Here is a 17,161-nt window from a genome sequence, read left to right as displayed (position 1 = left end):
CCGCCGTTCCGGGAACGGCGGCGGCCCGGAGGCCGGTACGACGGCGCGTCAGCGCCGCAGGACGGTGACGCCGAGGCCCGGCGCGGAGCGGATCTCGGCCTCGGTGAAGCGCTCGGTCACCCACTGCTTGCGGGCGTAGACGCGGGTCTGGTCGGTGAAGTGCGGCGAGGTCGGGTCGGCGGACTCGCCGTAGGTGAGCAGCGTCCTGGTGCGCGGGCCCCGGTCGGTCAGCTCGGTGGCCATCAGGAAGGTGCCGCCGTGCGGGACGCTGCCGAGGTTCGTCGGGTAGGTGCCGCCGCCGGTGCCCGAATCCGGCCCCGCCGTCAGCACGTTGAAGCAGCCCAGCTGGTGGGAGCAGCCGTGCAGCGGGATGCCCGCCCAGCGCTGGACGAGGCCGATCGGGGCGTCCACCGGCAGGCCGCGGGCGGCCATGCCCTTCACCGCGTCGGCCAGGGCGCGCTGGGCGTCGGGGTTGGCGGCGTCGATGCCGCGCGGGGTGGTCAGCGGCCTGGCCGGGTCGGCCGGGACCGTCTGCCAGGCGGTCGTGCCGGTCCCCGCCAGCGCGTCCCGGTACGCCTGCCAGAGCACGGTGCCCCGGCTGTCGGCGTCGGCCCGGGTGTTCCACGCGGCGAGCGCGTCGCAGGCCGGGCGGACGTCGACCCGGCTGCCGTCGGAGGCGGCGATCTCCGGGTGGGCGCGGCACAGCGCCACGGCGTCGTCGCGGTCGAGTTCGGCGCTCTGCACCCGGTTGCCGAACATCGTCGCCTGGAGCGAGGCGAGGGTGAACCCGGGGGCGCCGAGGCCGTCGGTGCCGGCCCGGCGGTCGGCGATCATCCGCAGGCCCAGCTGGCTGCGCAGCATCCGCGCGGAGGCGCCCTGGTACATGGCGGGAAAGCCGGTGAGCGGGGCCTCCGCGTTGGTCAGGTACGGGCCGTTGTTGGAGTTGGCGACGTAGTCGGTACGGGTCAGGCCCGGCTGGTTGGCGGGGCCGAAGACGCCGGGCACGAGCGCGTCCGGGTCGGTGCCCGGGTCGCAGGCGGCGGTCGAGCCGTCCAGCACCTGTCCGAAGCCGCCGCCCGCGACCAGGCAGCGGTCGCGCTGGGCGTCGGGGAGGTTCGGGACGGCGGAGGCGTCGGTGAACCAGGTGGTGCCGGTGGAGTCGACGGCCGTGGTGTACACCCACGGGAGGCCCTGGTAGGTGCGCTGGGCCTGGCGGAGCTGGTCGAGGTTCTGGGCGCGGCCGACCGCCAGCCACTGGTTCAGGGAGCGGAGGTTCTCGGCGTTGGCGTCGCCGAGGGTGTAGGCGTGCTCCCCGGTCCAGCCGTCGGCGAGGACGTAGCCGTGGCGGGAGCGGTAGAGGCTCCGGTCGACGGTGGAGAGCGTCCCGTCGGCGGCCCGGACGGTGACCTTGACGGTCTCCTGGGCCATCCGCTCGGCCTTGCCGTCCACCAGGTACGCGGTCGGGTCGCCGGGCACCAGGCTGAGCCGGTGGAGGGTGTAGTGATCGGCGTAGCTGGTGGTGTGGCTCCAGGCGAGGCCGCGGGTGTGGCCGATCTGGAGGAACGGGATGCCGTACAGTCCGGCGCCGGCGACGTCCAGGACGCCGGGGATGGTCAGCTGGGCCTGGTAGAAGCGCTGCTCGCCGGCCCACTGGAGGTGCGGGTTGGCCAGCAGCAGGCCGGTGCCGTCGCGGCTGGCGTCGCGCCCGATCGCCCAGGCGTTGCTGCCGAGTTCGGGGTTGTCGGCGGAGTGCCCGGGGGCGGCGATCCGGGGTGCGTCCGCCGCGGGTCCGGCGGCTTCGGCGCGCGACGCGCCGGATGCGGGCCCGGTCGAGGCCGCGGGGACGGCCGTGGCGATCTGCTGCTTGGCGGCGCCGCTGCCCGCCAGGGTGTTGGCGGCGTAGAGGATGTTCCACAGGTCGTCCGCGGTGATCGGCCCGACCCAGGCCTTCCCCCGGCAGGACGGGTCCGGCAGGTGGTCGGGGCCGGTGTCGCGCAGGTAGCGGTTGTACCCGGCGACGTAGCCGTCCACCAGCTGCCGCACCTCGTCGGTCGGGCCGAGCGGCGCGGGGGCGGCCTGCAGCCGCCGCACCGTCCCGGCGCGCAGCAGGCCCTGCTGGTAGGTGTCGCTCACCAGGTTGCTCACCCGGTCCACGGACTCGCCGTCCGGGCCGAGGTGGCGCGAGCGCTCGCCGCGCACGGTGAGCACCTGGTCGGCGAGCTGGCAGAGGTTGTCCTGGGCGAAGGCGTACCCGTAGCCGTAGCCGAGGCCGCCGAAGTCGCGGGCGAGGACGTGCGGGACGCCGTACTCGGTCCGGCTGATCTTCGCGGTCCAGCCGCCCCGGTCGGCGTCGGGGCCGGTCCCGAGGTCGGTGCCGGCGGCCTGGGCCACGGCGGGCACCAGGGCCGTCAGCAGCGCGGACGTCAGCCCGACCGCTAGCGCGCCCGAGGTGAACCGCCTTATTTTCGATGGGAACTGACGTTCCTTCATGTTCTTCACTTCCGTCATGGCCTCACCCTGTGGCCACCGGCACCCGCCGGTCATCGCCCCTCGGGACGACGCGCCCTCGACCCTACGACCTATCCGCGTACACCCCGGGGAGGAGACGTTCCCTACCCGCACGACCCTCCCCTCGGACGATGCGGTCGTCGATCACAGAGTCCGACGCCCGCTCAGCTGGCGCGGGGGCTCCCGGCGCACAGGGCGTGGTCGATCAGCTTCGAGGCCGCGTCCTCCTGGGCCTTGATGTGGTCCCAACTGTCGCCGAGCGCCTCGGACATGGAGACCACGGCGCTGCGCTTCCCGTCCTCGGTGACGCCGTTGAGGGTGATGAAGCCGCCGTCCCCACCGTCGTGGCCCCAGTAGGTCCCGCCGCAGGTCAGCGAGCGCTTGACCAGGCCGAGCCCGTACTCGCCGCCGTGCCACATCTCCGAGGTCTGGTCGTCCACGGGCACCGTCCGCCGCATCTCGGCCAGTTGCCGCGCCGGCAGCAGCCGGCCCGCGAGCAGTGCGCGGAGGAGGACGTTCTCGTCCCGCGTGGTGGTGGCCCAGGAGAGCCCCTGGTCCATCGGCACCTGCTCGGTGACGTCCACCCGGCCGTCGGGGTCGGGGAAGAGCTGGTAGGCCTGGGCGTGCGGCCGGGGCAGGGTGGGCGAGGTGCCCATCAGCCGGGTCCGGTCGAGGCCGAGCGGGCGCAGGATGCGCTCCTCGACCTCCCGGTGGGCGGGGCGGCCGGTGGCCCGCTCGACGACCATGTCGAGCAGGAGGTAGCCGACGTTGGAGTATCTCCAGCTCTTGTCCGTGCCGAACTCCGCCCCGGCCACCAGGTCTTCGGGCTGGTAGACCTTGTAGCGCTCCCGCTCGTATCCGTCCTTCGAGTCGTATCCTGGCAGGTGGTCCACGATGCCGCCCTGGTGCTGGAGCAGTTCGCGGACGGTGGTCCCGCCGCCGGCTCCGCCCTTGGCCCGCACCACCTCCGGCAGCCAGTGGCCGAGCGTGTCGTCCAGTGACAGCCGTCCCTCGGCCTCCAGTTGGAGGACCACGGTCGCGACCATCGTCTTGGCCGTGCTGGCCATCCGGAAGTAGCCGTCGGGGGAGACCGGGCGGCCGGTGGTGACGTCGGCGGTGCCGCTGGTGGCGACCGTCTGGCGGCCGTCGGGCCCGATCACCCGGGCCTGCACGCCGCTGATGCCGAGGTCGTGGATCGCCGCGGCGTCCCGGCGCAACTGCTCGGCGACGGACGGACCGGCCGGGCGGGCGACGGCGGTGGCCGCGTTGGCGGCGAGCAGCACGGTGACGCCGGCCGCCACGACGAGGTGCCTGCGCAGGGTCGAACCCATGATCGAAGTCATGACCGCACGCTAACCGGCTCCGGCCCGAACGGGCCGCGGTGCTCAGCTACTTGGGGGAGGAATGGGGGATGTCCCCCATTCCTCCCCCAGCGCTGTCCCGGGACTCCCCCGCACCGACTCCGTAGCGACTCAGCCCACCGAGGCCGTGACCGGCCGCGCCGACTCGGCCCCCGCACCGCCGGCCGCCCCGCCCAGCGCCGCCAGCCGCCGCAGGCTGGCCCGGCGCTGGAGCGCGCCGAGGCCGACGGTCGCCGCGCCGAGCCCGAGCCAGCCGACCGGCCCGGCCGCCATCACCACCCCGGTCAGCAGCAGCGGCCCCACCGACTTCTGCACCGACTGGGACATCCCGGCGACCCCGAGGTACGAGGCCTGGGCGCCCGGCGGGGCCAGCACGACCGCCAGCTCCCAGGAGCTCACCGAGCGCAGCAGTTCCGCCAGCGTGATCAGCATCGCCGCGGCCAGCAGCGCGACCGAGGCCAGGACCGGTCCGGCGCCGGTGGCGAGCGCGATCAGCAGGCAGCCGCCCAGCACCGTCACCCCGTACCAGCGGACCGCCGCGGCCGCCCCGAGCGCGCCCTCCGCCCAGGCGGAGACCCGCAGTTGCAGCAGCACCACGAGCACCGTGTTGAGCACCAGGAAGACCGGGACGACGGCGTGCGGCGCGCCGGTGTGGTGGACCAGCCAGAGCGGCAGCCCGACGTTGAGGACCGAGTCGTCCAGGTTCAGCGGCATGTCCAGCAGGACGAACCGCAGGTAGCCGCGGTCGCGCCAGGGACTGGGCGCGGCCGCCGCCCCGGCGGGCGCCTCCCCGGCCTTCGCCGCGACCAGGCCGCGCCCGGACGGCTCCCGGGTGCGCCAGACCAGCACGGCGGCCAGCACGTAGGACAGCCCGTTGGCCAGGATCAGCACCCGGTAGGCGGCGGTGGTCCCGACCGCCAGCCCGATCGCCGCGACACCCGCGCCGAGCGCGTACCCGGCGTTGGCCACGCTGCGGAACAGCGCCTGGTAGGTGGCCCGCCGCTCGCCCGCCACCCGGGTCGCGAACAGCATCTCCAGGGTCTTGGCGGCCCGTTCGGCCAGGCAGATCAGGGCCACCACGGGCAGCAGCGCGGCGAAGTCGTCGACCACCAGCAGCAGCCCCATCGCCCCGAGCCGCAGCAGGTGGCAGCCGATCAGCAGCCACCGCACCGGCACCCGTTCGGCCGCCCGCCCGGCCAGCGGGGACCCGGCGATCCCCGCCACCGCCCCGACCCCGAGCAGCAGTCCCAGCTGCCGCGCGTCCATCCCGCAGACGTAGGTGAAGTAGAGCACCGAGGCCGCTGCCCACACCCCCGTGCCGGTCCGGTCGACGCACTGCGCCAGCAGCATGATCCGCGCGTCCCGCCCGCCCGGCGGCCGCCGCAGCTGCGCTATCAGTCCGTTCCCCCGCATGGCAGGCCCCCGTCGTGTGCGTGGCGCGAGTCGCGCGATCGGCATCAATCTCGATATCAAGATACTTCACATCAAGAGACTTTTGGAAGCCCCGAACCCCCGACGGCCGCCGGGCGCGGACGGCCGCACGACCCTCGACGCACGACGGGCGGTGCGCCACACTCTCCCCAGCAGCACCCGCGCTCCCAACGCACCGGCACGACGCCACGACGCCACGACCACCGCACTACGGAGAGCCGATCGGTGACCACTCGCCAACTGCTGGAGCTCGCCTTCTCGTCCGGACGGACCGGGGCCGGACCGGCCACCTGGGGCCAACGGGCCATCTGGGACGCCGTACGACGGCTGCCGCCGGCCGACGCGCCGCGCTACAACATCGCCACCGCCGCGCCGCTGGACCCGGGGCTGCCCCTGCCCGTCCTGCTCGCCGCCCTGGAGCGACTGCTGCACCTGCACGACTCGCTGCACACCCGGCTGTGCCCCGACGAGGCCGGGGGCCTCCGCCAACTCGTCGACGGCGAAGGCACCCTGGACGTCCACCTGTGGCCCGCCGGGGAGCACGAGGACCCGGCCGAACTCGGCACCCGGCTGCACGAGGAGCTGGCGGCACAGCCCTTCGACACCGCCACCCAGTGGCCGGTGCGGGTCGGCGCGGTGACGGCGGGCGGGCTGGTCCGGCACATCAGCCTGGTGCTCTCGCACACCGCGGTGGACGGCTCCGGGATGAGCCGGCTGGTCGCCGACCTGTCCGCGCTCTGCCTCGGAAGCTCCCCCGAGGAGCTGGCCGAGCTGCGCGAACCAGCCCAACAGCCGTTGGAGGAAGCCGAGTTCCAGACCTCCGAACGCGGCCGGCGGCGCGACGCGGGGGCCCGCAAGCAGTTCGTGCGCAAGCTCCGGCTCGGCCCGCCCCGACTCTTCCCGTCCCACCCCCTCCCGCCGACCACCGCAGAGCCCGCCCGGTTCCCGAACGCGGTGCTCCGCTCCCCCGCCCTGCCCCGGGCCGTCGAGCGGGTCGCGGCCCGGCACCGGGTCAGCACGGGCTCGGTGCTGCTCGCCGCGACGGCCGCGATGACCGCCCGGCTCGCCGGCTCCACCGAGGCCGTGCTGAACGTCGTGGTCAACAACCGCTTCCTGCCGGAGCTGGCCAACGCGGTCGGCGTGATCGCGGGCGACGGCCTGTTCCATCTCCCGGACGCCACCGCCGAGTTCGGCGAGGTCGTGCGCCGCACCCACGCCGCAGCGATCGGCACCTACCGCCACGCGTACTACGACAGGCTGGCCCTGGCCGCCGAGATCGACCGACTGACCGCCGAGGGGGTCCAACTGGCCGACCGCTCCTGCGTGTTCAACGACACCCGGGAGCTGCTCCCGGCCCCGGCCGCCCCCGGCGAGGAGCACACCACCCTCAGCTGGCCGGTGGACTTCGAGCCGCGCCCCGGCCTGACCTACGCCCTGGACGCCCTGCAGTCCGCCGAGGCGCTGAGCCTGGCCATGACGGCGGACCCGGCCCTGCTGCCGCGCCCCGCGATGGAGCGGTTCCTGTACGGGATCGAGGAGTTGATCCTCACCGAGGCGGCCGCGCCGGCGGACGGGGCAGCCGTCCGCGCTTGAACCTGACAGTGATGTCAAGTTCTACCGTACCGGCATGACCACGACCGCCACCGCATCCCTGCTCACCCCGTACCGCCTCGGCGCGCTCGACCTGCCGAACCGCGTCGTCATGGCCCCGATGACGCGCTACCGGGCCGCCGAGGACGGCACGCCGCTGCCCGTCGTCGCCGAGTACTACGCCCAGCGCGCGAGCGCCGGCCTGATCGTCACCGAAGGCATCTGGCCCAGCCGGCAGGGCCAGTCCGGCTGGCGCCTGCCCGGCCTGGAGACGCCCGCGCACGCGGCCGGCTGGCGCGCCGTGACCGGGGCCGTGCACGCCGCCGGCGGGCGGATCGCCGCCCAGCTGATGCACGGCGGCCGCCAGGGCCACCCGCTCAACCGGCTGCTCGGCGACGTCCCGGCCGGCCCCTCCGCCGTCCCGGCCCCGGGCCCGGTGCACGTCAAGGACGGCGGCAAGGCCGAGGCCGTCACCCCGCGCGCCATGACCCGCGAGGAGATCCGCCGCACCGTCGCCGACCACGTCGACTCCGCCCGCCTGGCCCTCGCCGCCGGCTTCGACGCCGTCGAACTGCACGGCGCCAACTCCTACCTGATCCACCAGTTCCTGGCCGACAACACCAACCTGCGCACCGACGAGTACGGCCCCCGCACCCTCGCCGACCGGCTGCGCTTCCCGATCGAACTGGTCACCGCCGTCGCCGAGGCCATCGGCCCCGACCGCCTCGGCCTGCGGCTGTCCCCCGGCAACCCGCAGTTCGGCATGGACGAGGCCGACCCCGCCCCCGTCTACCGCGCCCTGCTCGCCGAACTCGACGGCCTCGGCCTGGCCTACCTCCACCTCACCGACAACGACGACTACCCGGCCCTGGCCGACCTGCGCCCGCGCTGGTCCGGCACGCTGATCGGCAACGTCGGCGAGAACCGCGCCGCCACCGACCGGGAGCGCGGCGAGGCCGTGCTGGCCGCCGGCCTGGCCGACCTGGTCTCCTACGGCCGCGCCTTCATCGCCAACCCCGACCTGCCGGAACGGTTCGCCGCGAACGCCCCGCTCACCCCCGTCGACCCCACCCACCTCTACGGCCAGGAGGCCACCGGCTACACCGACTACCCCCGCCTCCCGGCCGGCCACCCCGCCGTCCGGCCGACCACGACCTGACCCAGGGCACCCCCGTCCTGACCCACTGTCAGTGCCACCCGCTATGGTCGGCCCCGAACCATCCAGTACCAACCGCACCGCCGTCACCAGGGGGCACCATGACCACACCGGGCACCCGCCCGCTCACCACCGCCGACCTCGTGGAGGGCTGGCACCGGGTGGGCGTCCGTGAGGGCATGGCACTGATCGTGCACTCCTCGCTCTCCAGCCTCGGCCGGGTCGAGGGCGGCGCGGCGGCCGTGGTGGCCGGCCTGCGCGAGGCGGTCGGGCCCGGCGGCACCGTCGCCGTGCCCGCCTTCACCTCCGGCACGGTCCACGACCCGGCCCCCGGGCACAGCGGCCCGCCCGGCCCCGAGCTGGCCGAACTCCGGGCCGCCGTCCCGCTGTTCCACGCCGGGCTCCCCTGCGACACGGGCGCGGTCGCGGAGGCGCTGCGCGCCCTGCCGGAGAGCCTGCGCAGCACCCACCCGCAGGTCTCGGTCGCCGCCGTCGGCGCGCACGCCCGGGAGGTCACCGCCCGGCGCTCGCTCGGCTTCGCCGTCGGCCGGGAGTCGCCGTTCGGCGCGCTGCACGACCTCGGCGGGCACGTGCTGCTGGTCGGCGTCGGCCACAACCGCAACACCTTCCTGCACTACGCCGAGACCTTCGCCCCCAACCGCCGGCTCAAGCTCCGCCGCTTCCCGATGGCGATCCAGGGCGAGCGGGTCTGGATCGAGGCACCGGACGTGGGGGACGACAACGACACCCACTTCCCGGTCGTGGGGCGGGAGTTCGAGGAGCTGGCAGGCATCCGCGAGGTCCTGGTCGGCGCCGCGCCCTGCCGCCTGGTCCCGGTCCGCGAGCTCATACCCTTCGCCGTCCGCCGCCACACCGAACTGCTGGCGGCGGACGGCCCCGGGGAGGCATAGGCCGGGCCGACGGTCCCCGCAGCGCGCGCGGAACCGCCGACCCGAACCCCCTCGTACCGCCCTGCCGTCAGTGCCGGCCCTCGTGCACCGAACCGGCCTCCTGGATCTTCTTCCAGGACTTCGGCTCGACCGGCGCCGCGTCCCGGCCGGCGTCCGCGCCCGGCGCCAGCGAGGCCGCGGCCGCGGCACCCGGCGGCACCGGTCCGACGGCCGGCTTGCTCGGGGTGAACAGCCAGGTGTTCAGCAGGTCCCCGAGCTTCTGGCCGGAGACCTTCTCGGCGTACGCCTGGAACTCCGGGATGGTGGCGTTCCCGTAGCGCCGCTCGGTGGGCCAGCCCTTGAGGATCTGGAAGAAATTCTCGTCCCCGACGGCGTTGCGCAGCGCCTGGATGGCCACCGCGCCGCGGAAGTACACCGCACCGGAGAACTGGTTCTCCTCACCCGGGTCGCCCGGCTTGACGGTCCAGAACGGGTCGTCGGCCGGGTGCGAGGCGTAGATGTAGTCGGCCACTGCCTGCGCGGTGCCCTCGTTCTCGTGCTCGGACCAGAGGAACTGCGAGTACTCGGCGAAGCCCTCGTTCAGCCAGATGTCGCTCCACTTGGAGAGCGAGACGCTGTCGCCGTACCACTGGTGGGCCAGCTCGTGCACGACCACCGAGGTGTTGGTGCCCCGGGCGAACAGCCCGGGGCCGTAGGAGACCCTGGTCTGGGTCTCCAGGGCGCCACTGGACGAGGTGTTGGCGACGTAGCCGCCGACGGAGCTGAACGGGTACTCGCCGAAGTAGCCGCTCAGCCAGTCCACCAGCTCGCCGGTCCGCTCGATGCTCGCCCGCGCCGCGGCGCCGTTGTCGCCCAGGTCCTTGCTGTACGCGTTGTAGACCGGCAGCCCGCTCGCGGTGGTGTCCCGGGTGATGTCGAACTTGCCGATCGCCAGGGTCGCCAGGTAGGTCGCCTGCGGCTTGTTCTCCCGCCAGCTGTACCGGGTCCAGCCCGCCAGCGAACTGGTCCCGGTCAGCACGCCGTTGCTGATCACCTGGTTGCCGTCCGGCACCAGCACCGAGACGTCGAAGGTCGCCTTGTTGCTCGGGTGGTCGTTGCTCGGGTACCACCACGCGGCCGACACGGGCTCGCCGGCCACGACCGCACCGTCCGGGGTGCGGCGCCAGGCGGTGTAGCCGCCGTACCTCTCCACGGTGGACGGCACGTCCTTGTAGCGCACCACCACGGTGGCCTGGTCGCCCTTGGCGAGCGGCCGCGCGGGGGTGATCTCCAGCTCCTGGTCGCCACTGGTGGCGAAGGTCGCGACCCGGCCGTTGACCCGCACCTCCGAGACCTTCAGCGCGAAGTCGAGGTTGAACCGGGAGAGGTCCTGGGTGGCCGTCGCGAGGATGGTCGTGGTGCCCTCCAGCTCGTCGGTGGCGGGCTGGTACTTCAACCGGATGTCGTAGTGCGAGACCCGGTACCCGCCGTTGCCGAGGGTCGGGTAGTACGGGTCCCCGACGCCGTCCGCGCCGGGTTGGAAGCCGGAAGCCGAGGCCGGGACGGCCAGGAACAGGCTCAGGGCACTGGCAGCAGAGACGATCAGCCTCTTGCGCACATGGTCCTCCAGGGATCACCGGAACGATGGGGTTGAACCGATCCTTGTCCCGTCAACCCCTCCCCCACTCCCTTCCGGTGAGATGTTCATAAAAAGAAATGCGCCGACATGACGGCTTCGCGCCCGCGCCCCGAAGCCGTCACGCCGACCATTCCGACATGTCGTCAGCTGTGGGACTGGTGCACCGAGTTGGTCTCCTGGATCTGCTTCCAGGACTTCGGCTCCGCCGGCAGCCGACCCTCCACCCGGCCCGCGGCCGGCGCCAGCGAGGCGGCGGCCGCGGCACCCGGCGGCACCGGCCCGACCGCCGGCTTGCCGGGGGTGAACAGCCAGGTGTTCAGCACGTCCCCGAGCTTCTTCCCGGAGACCTTCTCCGCATAGGCCTGGAACTCCGGGATGGTGGCGTTGCCGTAGCGGCGCTCGGTGGGCCAGCCCTTCAGGATCTTGAAGAACTTCTCGTCCCCGACGGCGTTGCGCAGCGCCTGGACGGCCACCGCACCCCGGTCGTACACCGCGCCGGAGAACTGGTCGTCCGGGCCCGGGTCGCCCGGCTTGACCTTCCAGAACGGGTCGTCGGCCGGGTGCGAGGCGTAGACGTAGTCGGCGAGCTCCTGCGCGGTGCCCTCGTTCTCGTGCTCGGACCAGAGGAACTGCGAGTACCGGGCGAAGCCCTCGTTCAGCCAGATGTCGCTCCACTTGGAGAGCGAGACGCTGTCCCCGTACCACTGGTGGGCCAACTCGTGGACGACCACCGAGGTGTTGGTGCCCCGGGCGAACTGCCGGGGGCTGTAGAAGATCCGGGTCTGGGTCTCCAGGGCGTAGCCGGTCGGCACATTGGGGACGTAGCCGCCGACCGAGCTGAACGGGTACTCGCCGAAGTAGCCGCTCAGCCAGTCCACCAGCTCACCGGTGCGCTCGACGCTCGCCCGCGCCGCGTCCGCGTTCTCGCCGAGGTCCTTGCTGTACGCGTTGTAGACCGGCAGCCCGCTCGGCGTGGTGTCCCGGGTGATGTCGAACTTGCCGACCGCGAGCGTGGCCAGGTACGTCGCCTGCGGCTTGTTCTCCCGCCAGCTGTACCGGGTCCAGCCGGCCTGCGAGGTGGTGCCCGTCAGCACGCCGTTGCTGATCACCTGGTTGCCGTCCGGCACCAGCACCGAGACGTCGTAGGTGGCCTTGTTGCTCGGGTGGTCGTTGCTCGGGAACCACCACCAGGCGGCCTCGGGCTCGTTCGCCGCCACGGCGCCGTCCGGGGTCCGGTGCCAGCTGGTGAAGCCGTACTTCTTCACGGTGGAGGGCACACCCTTGTAGCGCACCACCACGGTGGCCTGGGAGCCCTTGGCGAGCGGCCGCGCGGGGGTGATCTCCAGCTCCTGCTCACCGCTGGTGGCGAACTTCGCGACCCGGCCGTTGACCCGCACCTCCGAGACGTCCAGCGCGAAGTCGAGGTTGAACCGGGAGAGGTCCTGGGTGGCCGTGGCGAGGATGGTCGTGGTGCCCTCCAGCTCGTCCGTGGCGGGCTGGTACTTCAACCGGATGTCGTAGTGCGAGACCCGGTACCCGCCGTTGCCGTAGGTCGGGTAGTACGGGTCGCCGACCCCGGCCGCGCCCGGCTGGAAGCCGGAAGCCGAGGCGGGAACGGCCAGGAACAGGCTCAGGGCACTGGCAGCAGAGACGATCAGCCTCTTGCGCACGAGGTCCTCCAGGGATCACCGGAACGATTGGGTCGGATCGATCCTTGTCCCGGCAGCCCCTCGTCCACTCCCCTCCGGTGAGATGTTCATGAAAAGAAACCCGCCGACACGACGGCTTCGCAGCCCAGCCGCGAAGCCGTCACGCCACCTCACCCACCCCTGAGGCCCCTGAAGCCCCTCGCACCCCTCCTGCCCTTCCTGCCCCTCACGCCCCGAGCACCACCGGCGCCCGCACCAACGAGCCGTACTCCGTCCACGAGCCGTCGTAGTTCTTCACGTGCGGGTACCCGAGCAGCTCGGTGAGCGCGAACCAGGTGTGCGCGGACCGCTCGCCGATCCGGCAGTACGCGATCACCTCGCGCTCCGGCTCCACGCCCTTCCCCCCGTACAGCGCCCGCAGCTCCTCCGCCGAACGGAACGACCCGTCGTCGTTGGCCGCCTGGGACCACGGGATGTTGACCGCGCCGGGGATGTGCCCGGGCACCTGCGCCTGCTCCTGCGGCAGGTGCGGGGGCGCGATCAGCTCGCCCCGGAACTCGGCCGGCGAGCGGACGTCCACCAGCACCGCGTCCGCCCCGGGCTTGGCGAACACCTCGGCCCTCGCCAGCACCTCGTCCCGCAGCGCCCGCAGCTCCGGCCGCTCGGGCCCGCTCAACCGGAACCCGCTGTGCTGGTAGTCCATCACCGCACGGGTGAGCTCCCGCTCCTCCAGCTCCCACTTCTTGCGCCCGCCGTCCAGCAGCCGCACCGGCCCGAAGCCGCGCAGCCGCAACAGCCAGTAGGCGTAGGCGGCGAACCAGTTGTTGTTGCCCCCGTAGAGCACCACGGTGGTGTCGTCCTCGACCCCGGCCGCCCGCAGCAGGTGCTGGACGCCGTCGCGGTCGATGTAGTCCCGGCCGACCTGGCTGTGCAGGTCGGTGGTCCAGTTCCAGCCGACCGCGCCGGGGATGTGGTCCCGGTCGTAGGCCTCGGTGTCCTCGTCCACCTCGACGACCCGGACCGTCCCGTCGTCCAGGTGGTGGGCCAGCCATTCGGTGCGGACCAACGCCTCGGGGTGCGCGTAGCCGTTGCCGGTCATCCCAGGCCCTCCTTCGCTCTGCCCAGGCTGCGGCGCCCGACCACGGGCACGGCGGGCCGCGCGACGACGACAGGCGTACGGGCACGGCGAGGGGCCGGCGACCGGGCCGGACAGTTCGAACCTACGCCGCCCGCCCGGCCCCGGCCACCCCGCGCTCCCCGGCGCTCAGGAGAAGACCACGGAGCGCAGCTTCAGCCGGTCACCGAGCTTCTTGCCCGGGTTCATGACGTAGAAGACGTCGCCCGAGCAGCCGAAGTCCAGGAAGACCGTGGCCGTGGACTGGGTGAGGTTCTCCGGCGCGAAGCCCGGGTCCTGCTCGGTGGTCCACGGCAGGTCGATGCACTCGCGGCTCTGCGGGTCGGCCAGGCCCACGGGGACCCCGGGGCCGACCTTGTAGAGGAAGTCGCCCGTCGCGGCATTCGCGGAGAACGGGACGGCGAGGACGAGGGCGACGGCGCTGGCGGCGGCGAGCATGGCGTTGCGGAGACGCATGAGTGAGGGCCTTTCAGGTGGTACTCGGCAGTACCCGGTTAATTGGTGCGAGATCACCCTAGAGGCCCAAAAACCGCAGAAACGGTTCTTCTAATCCACCCATTCGAGTGGTTTAAGGGTTAAAACCGCGACCTGCCCCGTCATGCGAAACTCAGTTCGGCGGAGCCGTGAAGAGATACCCCGAGTCGACGAGCACCGGCAGGTACGCCTTCAACGCCGCCACCGTCTGCGACCGGTCCCCGCCGCCGTCGTGGTTGAGCACGATCGACCCGGGCCGGACGTTCTTGAGGACCCGGTCGATGATCGCCGAGGTCCCCGGCCGGGCCCAGTCCCGCGGGTCCACCGACCAGGCCATGTTCCGCATCCCCAGGTCGGCGGCCACCTTGAGCGAGACCGCCGAGAAGTCCCCGCCCGGCGCACGGAACCAGGTGGGCTGCCGGCCGGTGGTCCGCTGCAGCAGGTCGGAGGTGCGCTCCAGCTCGTCCCGCACCTTGCCCTCCGACATGTGCCGCAGGTCGGGGTGGGTCCAGGTGTGGTTGGCGATGTGGTGGCCGCGGTCCGCGATCTCCCGCACCAGAGCGGGGTGCTCGACCGCGTTCTCCCCGATCAGGAAGAACGTGGCCCTGATCCCGTACTGCTCGAACATCGACAGCACGGTCGGCGTGTACCGGGGGTCCGGCCCGTCGTCGATGGTGAGCGCCACCACCTTCCGCTCCGGGTCCAGGTCGTACACCGGCTTGCTCTCCGCCTCGGAGAGCGCCCGGCGCACGGGCACCGCGCTCGGCGCGGCGCCGGACGGCGGCGCCGGCGAGGGCACCGCGGACGGCGTGCCCCCCGGGGCCGCCACCGACGGCGCGGCCGACGCCCCCTCCGGCCCCGCCGGATCGGCCGGAGCGGCGGCATCGGCCGCCCCCGCTGCCGCACCGCCCTCCCCGCCGCCCCAAGGGCTCCGACATCCGGCGGCCGTCCCCAGCAGGGACATTCCGGCCGTAACCAGCAGCAATCTGCGCGAAGTAATCTGACGATCTGACAGCATTCTGGATGCTTCCCCCGGCCGTCCCCGCCACTCCCCGACGGCAACTCCGACGGCCCCCATCACCACTCCGACGGCTCAAGGCCACCGGCCGTCCACTCCGCCTCCGAAGATCTTCCACGGATCTTCCCCGACCGGACGCTCCACCTCCCGTCCGGACCGCTACGCTGTGCCTTCCCCAGTGTGATGATCTGCCATCAGAGGACGTGGCCATGACGACAAGTCAGGACTCCCCCCGCCAGGGCCCGCAGGACGACGACGCCACCGAGCTCAGCCAGTGGGAACGCTTCGGTGTCGACACCACCGCCCCGCACTCTGCGCGTGTGTACGACTACTGGCTGGGCGGGAAGACCAACTTCCCGCCGGACCGCGCCATGGGGCAGGCCATCGAGCAGGCCGTACCGAGCGTCAAGGCGATGGCCAAGGCCAACCGGGCGTTCCAGGGCCGGGCCGTGCGCTACCTCGCCCAGGAGCACGGCATCCGCCAGTTCCTCGACCTCGGCACCGGCATCCCGACCTCGCCGAACACCCACGAGATCGCCGAGGCGGTCAGCCCCGGCACCCGGGTGGTCTACGTCGACAACGACCCGATCGTGCTCGCCCACGCCCGCGCCCTGATGGTCTCCAGCCCGGCCAGCCGCACCACCTACATCCACGCCGACCTGCGCAAGCCCGAGGAGCTGTTCGCCGACCCGGCGCTCACCGCCACCCTCGACCTCACCCAGCCCGTCGGCCTGCTGATGATCGCCGTACTGATGCTGATCGCCGACGAGGACGACCCCTGGGGCCGGGTCGCCGCACTGCGCGACGCCCTGCCCGCCGGCAGCTGCATCGCCCTGACCACCCCCACCCCGGACTTCGACCCCGAGGCCGTCGGCAAGGTCGCCGAGGCCGCCCGGGCCGGCGGGATGACCCTGGTACCGCGCGGCTACGACGACGTCGTCCGCTTCTTCGACGGCTGGGACCTGGTCGAGCCGGGCGTCGCCCCTGTGCTGGCCTGGCGCCCCGACGGCGAGCCCCCGGCCGACCCGAAGGCCGCCTACTACTGGGGCGGCGTCGCCATCAAGCGCTGACCAAACACCGACGACCGGGTGGGACGGCCAAAACCCGTCCCACCCCTCACTTCCCCTCCCTCTCCCCCCTCCCCCTCACTTCCCCTCCCCCTCACTTCCCCTCCCCCTCACTTCAACAGCCGCGACAACCGCCGGTCCGCCAACGGCTTGCCCCCGGTCTGGCAGGTAGGGCAGTACTGGAACGAGGAGTCCGCGAAGGACACCTCCCGAATGGTGTCCCCGCACACCGGGCACGGCTCGCCGGTCCGGCCGTGCACCCGCAGCCCGAGCTTCTTCTCCGCCTTCAGCTCCCCCGCCGCCAGCCCCCGCGAGCGCTCCACTGCCTCCCGCAACGTGCCCCCGAGCGCCTCGTACAGCCGGGCCACCTCGTCCTCGGTCAGACTCGCGGCCAGCTTGTACGGCGACATCCGGGCCGCGTGCAGCACCTCGTCCGAGTAGGCGTTGCCCACCCCCGCCAACACCCCCTGGTCCCGCAGCACCCCCTTGAGCCGACGCCGCTCGCCCCGCAACAGCGCCGCGAAGTCCGCCAGCCCGAAGCCCGGATCCAGCGGATCCGGCCCGAGCCTGGCCACCCCGGGCACCTCGGCCGACTCCCGCACCACGTACACCGCCAGCCCCTTCTTCGACCCGGCCTCGGTGAGATCGAACCCGTCCCCGGCCTCCCCCGCCAACCGCACCCGCAACGCCAACGGATTGCGCGGAGAAGGCCGCGGCGGCTCAGCCGGCAGACCGTCCTTCCACCGCAACCAGCCCGCCCGCGCCAGGTGGACCACCAGGTGCAGCCCCTCCGCCTCCACGTCCAGGAACTTGCCCCGCCTGCTCACCTCCCCGACCGTCCGCCCCTCCAACGCCGTCACCGGCGGGTCGTACGTCTTCAACGCACTGATCGCCACCGGCTGCACCCGAGCGATCACCCGCCCGGTCAACCGCTCGGACAGGAAAGCACTCAACGCCTCGACCTCAGGCAGCTCCGGCATGCCCCCAGTCTCCCCCGACCCCCCACCCCCCGCCTGCGCTCCCACCCAGCGGGCGCGCAGGGCGAAAGCCCGCGCGCCCGCAACAAAACCTCCCCCAACACCCACCCACCCACAGCACCCCCCACCCGCCCGCCCCTCCCCACCCGACCAGGCGAGAGGGACGCGCTGCGGGAGGGGGTGGCGCAGGGGGTGGCCGCGGAGAGGGGCGTGACGGGTGATTTTCAGACTGCCAACCCTGGAGGTGGGGCGTTCAGACCGTTGGC

General features: G+C 73.0%; 13 protein-coding genes. 4 read left to right on the top strand and 9 right to left on the bottom strand.

What is annotated here, in order from left to right:
• Positions 1-48: 48 nt before the first annotated feature.
• The 3 genes from ACFRQN_RS33445 to ACFRQN_RS33435 all read right to left on the bottom strand — a co-directional run bounded on the left by ACFRQN_RS33445 (position 49) and on the right by ACFRQN_RS33435 (position 5,282).
• Positions 49-2,508: a penicillin acylase family protein gene (locus tag ACFRQN_RS33445; protein WP_380744132.1), complete on the bottom strand. Its 2,460-nt coding sequence runs from the start codon at positions 2,506-2,508 to the stop codon at positions 49-51.
• 164 nt (positions 2,509-2,672) lie between these two features.
• Positions 2,673-3,851: a serine hydrolase domain-containing protein gene (locus ACFRQN_RS33440; protein WP_380744130.1), complete on the bottom strand. Its 1,179-nt coding sequence runs from the start codon at positions 3,849-3,851 to the stop codon at positions 2,673-2,675.
• Positions 3,852-3,980: 129 nt separating this feature from the next.
• Entirely contained in the window at positions 3,981-5,282 is a 1,302-nt protein-coding gene (locus ACFRQN_RS33435) for an MFS transporter (RefSeq protein WP_380744128.1), read from the bottom strand.
• A gap of 243 nt (positions 5,283-5,525) precedes the next feature.
• On the opposite strand from ACFRQN_RS33435, the gene ACFRQN_RS33430 reads away from it, so the two are divergent.
• The 3 genes from ACFRQN_RS33430 (at position 5,526) to ACFRQN_RS33420 (ending at position 8,957) form a co-directional block, all read left to right on the top strand.
• Entirely contained in the window at positions 5,526-6,893 is a 1,368-nt protein-coding gene (locus ACFRQN_RS33430; protein WP_380744126.1) for a condensation domain-containing protein, read from the top strand.
• A gap of 34 nt (positions 6,894-6,927) precedes the next feature.
• On the top strand, positions 6,928-8,049 hold the full coding sequence (locus tag ACFRQN_RS33425) for an alkene reductase (protein WP_380744124.1): 1,122 nt from the start codon (positions 6,928-6,930) through the stop codon (positions 8,047-8,049).
• Positions 8,050-8,147: 98 nt separating this feature from the next.
• Positions 8,148-8,957: an aminoglycoside N(3)-acetyltransferase gene (locus tag ACFRQN_RS33420; RefSeq protein ID WP_380744122.1), complete on the top strand. Its 810-nt coding sequence runs from the start codon at positions 8,148-8,150 to the stop codon at positions 8,955-8,957.
• A 67-nt stretch (positions 8,958-9,024) separates the two neighbouring features.
• Here ACFRQN_RS33420 and ACFRQN_RS33415 read toward each other — a convergent pair whose 3' ends face one another.
• From ACFRQN_RS33415 to ACFRQN_RS33395, 5 genes are all read right to left on the bottom strand, one after another.
• A complete protein-coding gene (locus tag ACFRQN_RS33415; RefSeq protein WP_380744120.1) occupies positions 9,025-10,554 on the bottom strand; it encodes a M1 family metallopeptidase in 1,530 nt (509 codons plus the stop codon).
• 164 nt (positions 10,555-10,718) lie between these two features.
• Positions 10,719-12,245, bottom strand: a complete 1,527-nt coding sequence (locus ACFRQN_RS33410) for a M1 family metallopeptidase (protein WP_117486948.1) — start codon at positions 12,243-12,245, stop codon at positions 10,719-10,721.
• A gap of 205 nt (positions 12,246-12,450) precedes the next feature.
• Positions 12,451-13,323, bottom strand: a complete 873-nt coding sequence (locus ACFRQN_RS33405; protein WP_380744118.1) for a sulfurtransferase — start codon at positions 13,321-13,323, stop codon at positions 12,451-12,453.
• Between the two features lie 165 nt (positions 13,324-13,488).
• Positions 13,489-13,815 carry a hypothetical protein gene (locus ACFRQN_RS33400; protein WP_380744116.1) on the bottom strand — a complete coding sequence of 109 codons (327 nt, stop codon included), beginning with the start codon at positions 13,813-13,815 and terminating at the stop codon, positions 13,489-13,491.
• Between the two features lie 151 nt (positions 13,816-13,966).
• A complete protein-coding gene (locus tag ACFRQN_RS33395; RefSeq protein ID WP_158077770.1) occupies positions 13,967-14,632 on the bottom strand; it encodes a polysaccharide deacetylase family protein in 666 nt (221 codons plus the stop codon).
• Positions 14,633-15,060: 428 nt separating this feature from the next.
• On the opposite strand from ACFRQN_RS33395, the gene ACFRQN_RS33390 reads away from it, so the two are divergent.
• Complete coding sequence (locus ACFRQN_RS33390) at positions 15,061-15,921, top strand: SAM-dependent methyltransferase (protein WP_117486949.1); 861 nt, start codon at positions 15,061-15,063, stop codon at positions 15,919-15,921.
• Positions 15,922-16,028: 107 nt separating this feature from the next.
• Here ACFRQN_RS33390 and ACFRQN_RS33385 read toward each other — a convergent pair whose 3' ends face one another.
• Entirely contained in the window at positions 16,029-16,898 is an 870-nt protein-coding gene (locus tag ACFRQN_RS33385) for an Fpg/Nei family DNA glycosylase (protein WP_380744113.1), read from the bottom strand.
• Positions 16,899-17,161: the final 263 nt, after the last annotated feature.

This window comes from Kitasatospora sp. NPDC056800, from assembly GCF_042789775.1.
GTDB lineage: Bacteria > Actinomycetota > Actinomycetes > Streptomycetales > Streptomycetaceae > Kitasatospora.
Note: the sequence above shows the minus strand (reverse complement) of the source record. Positions and strands in the feature narration are given on the sequence as shown.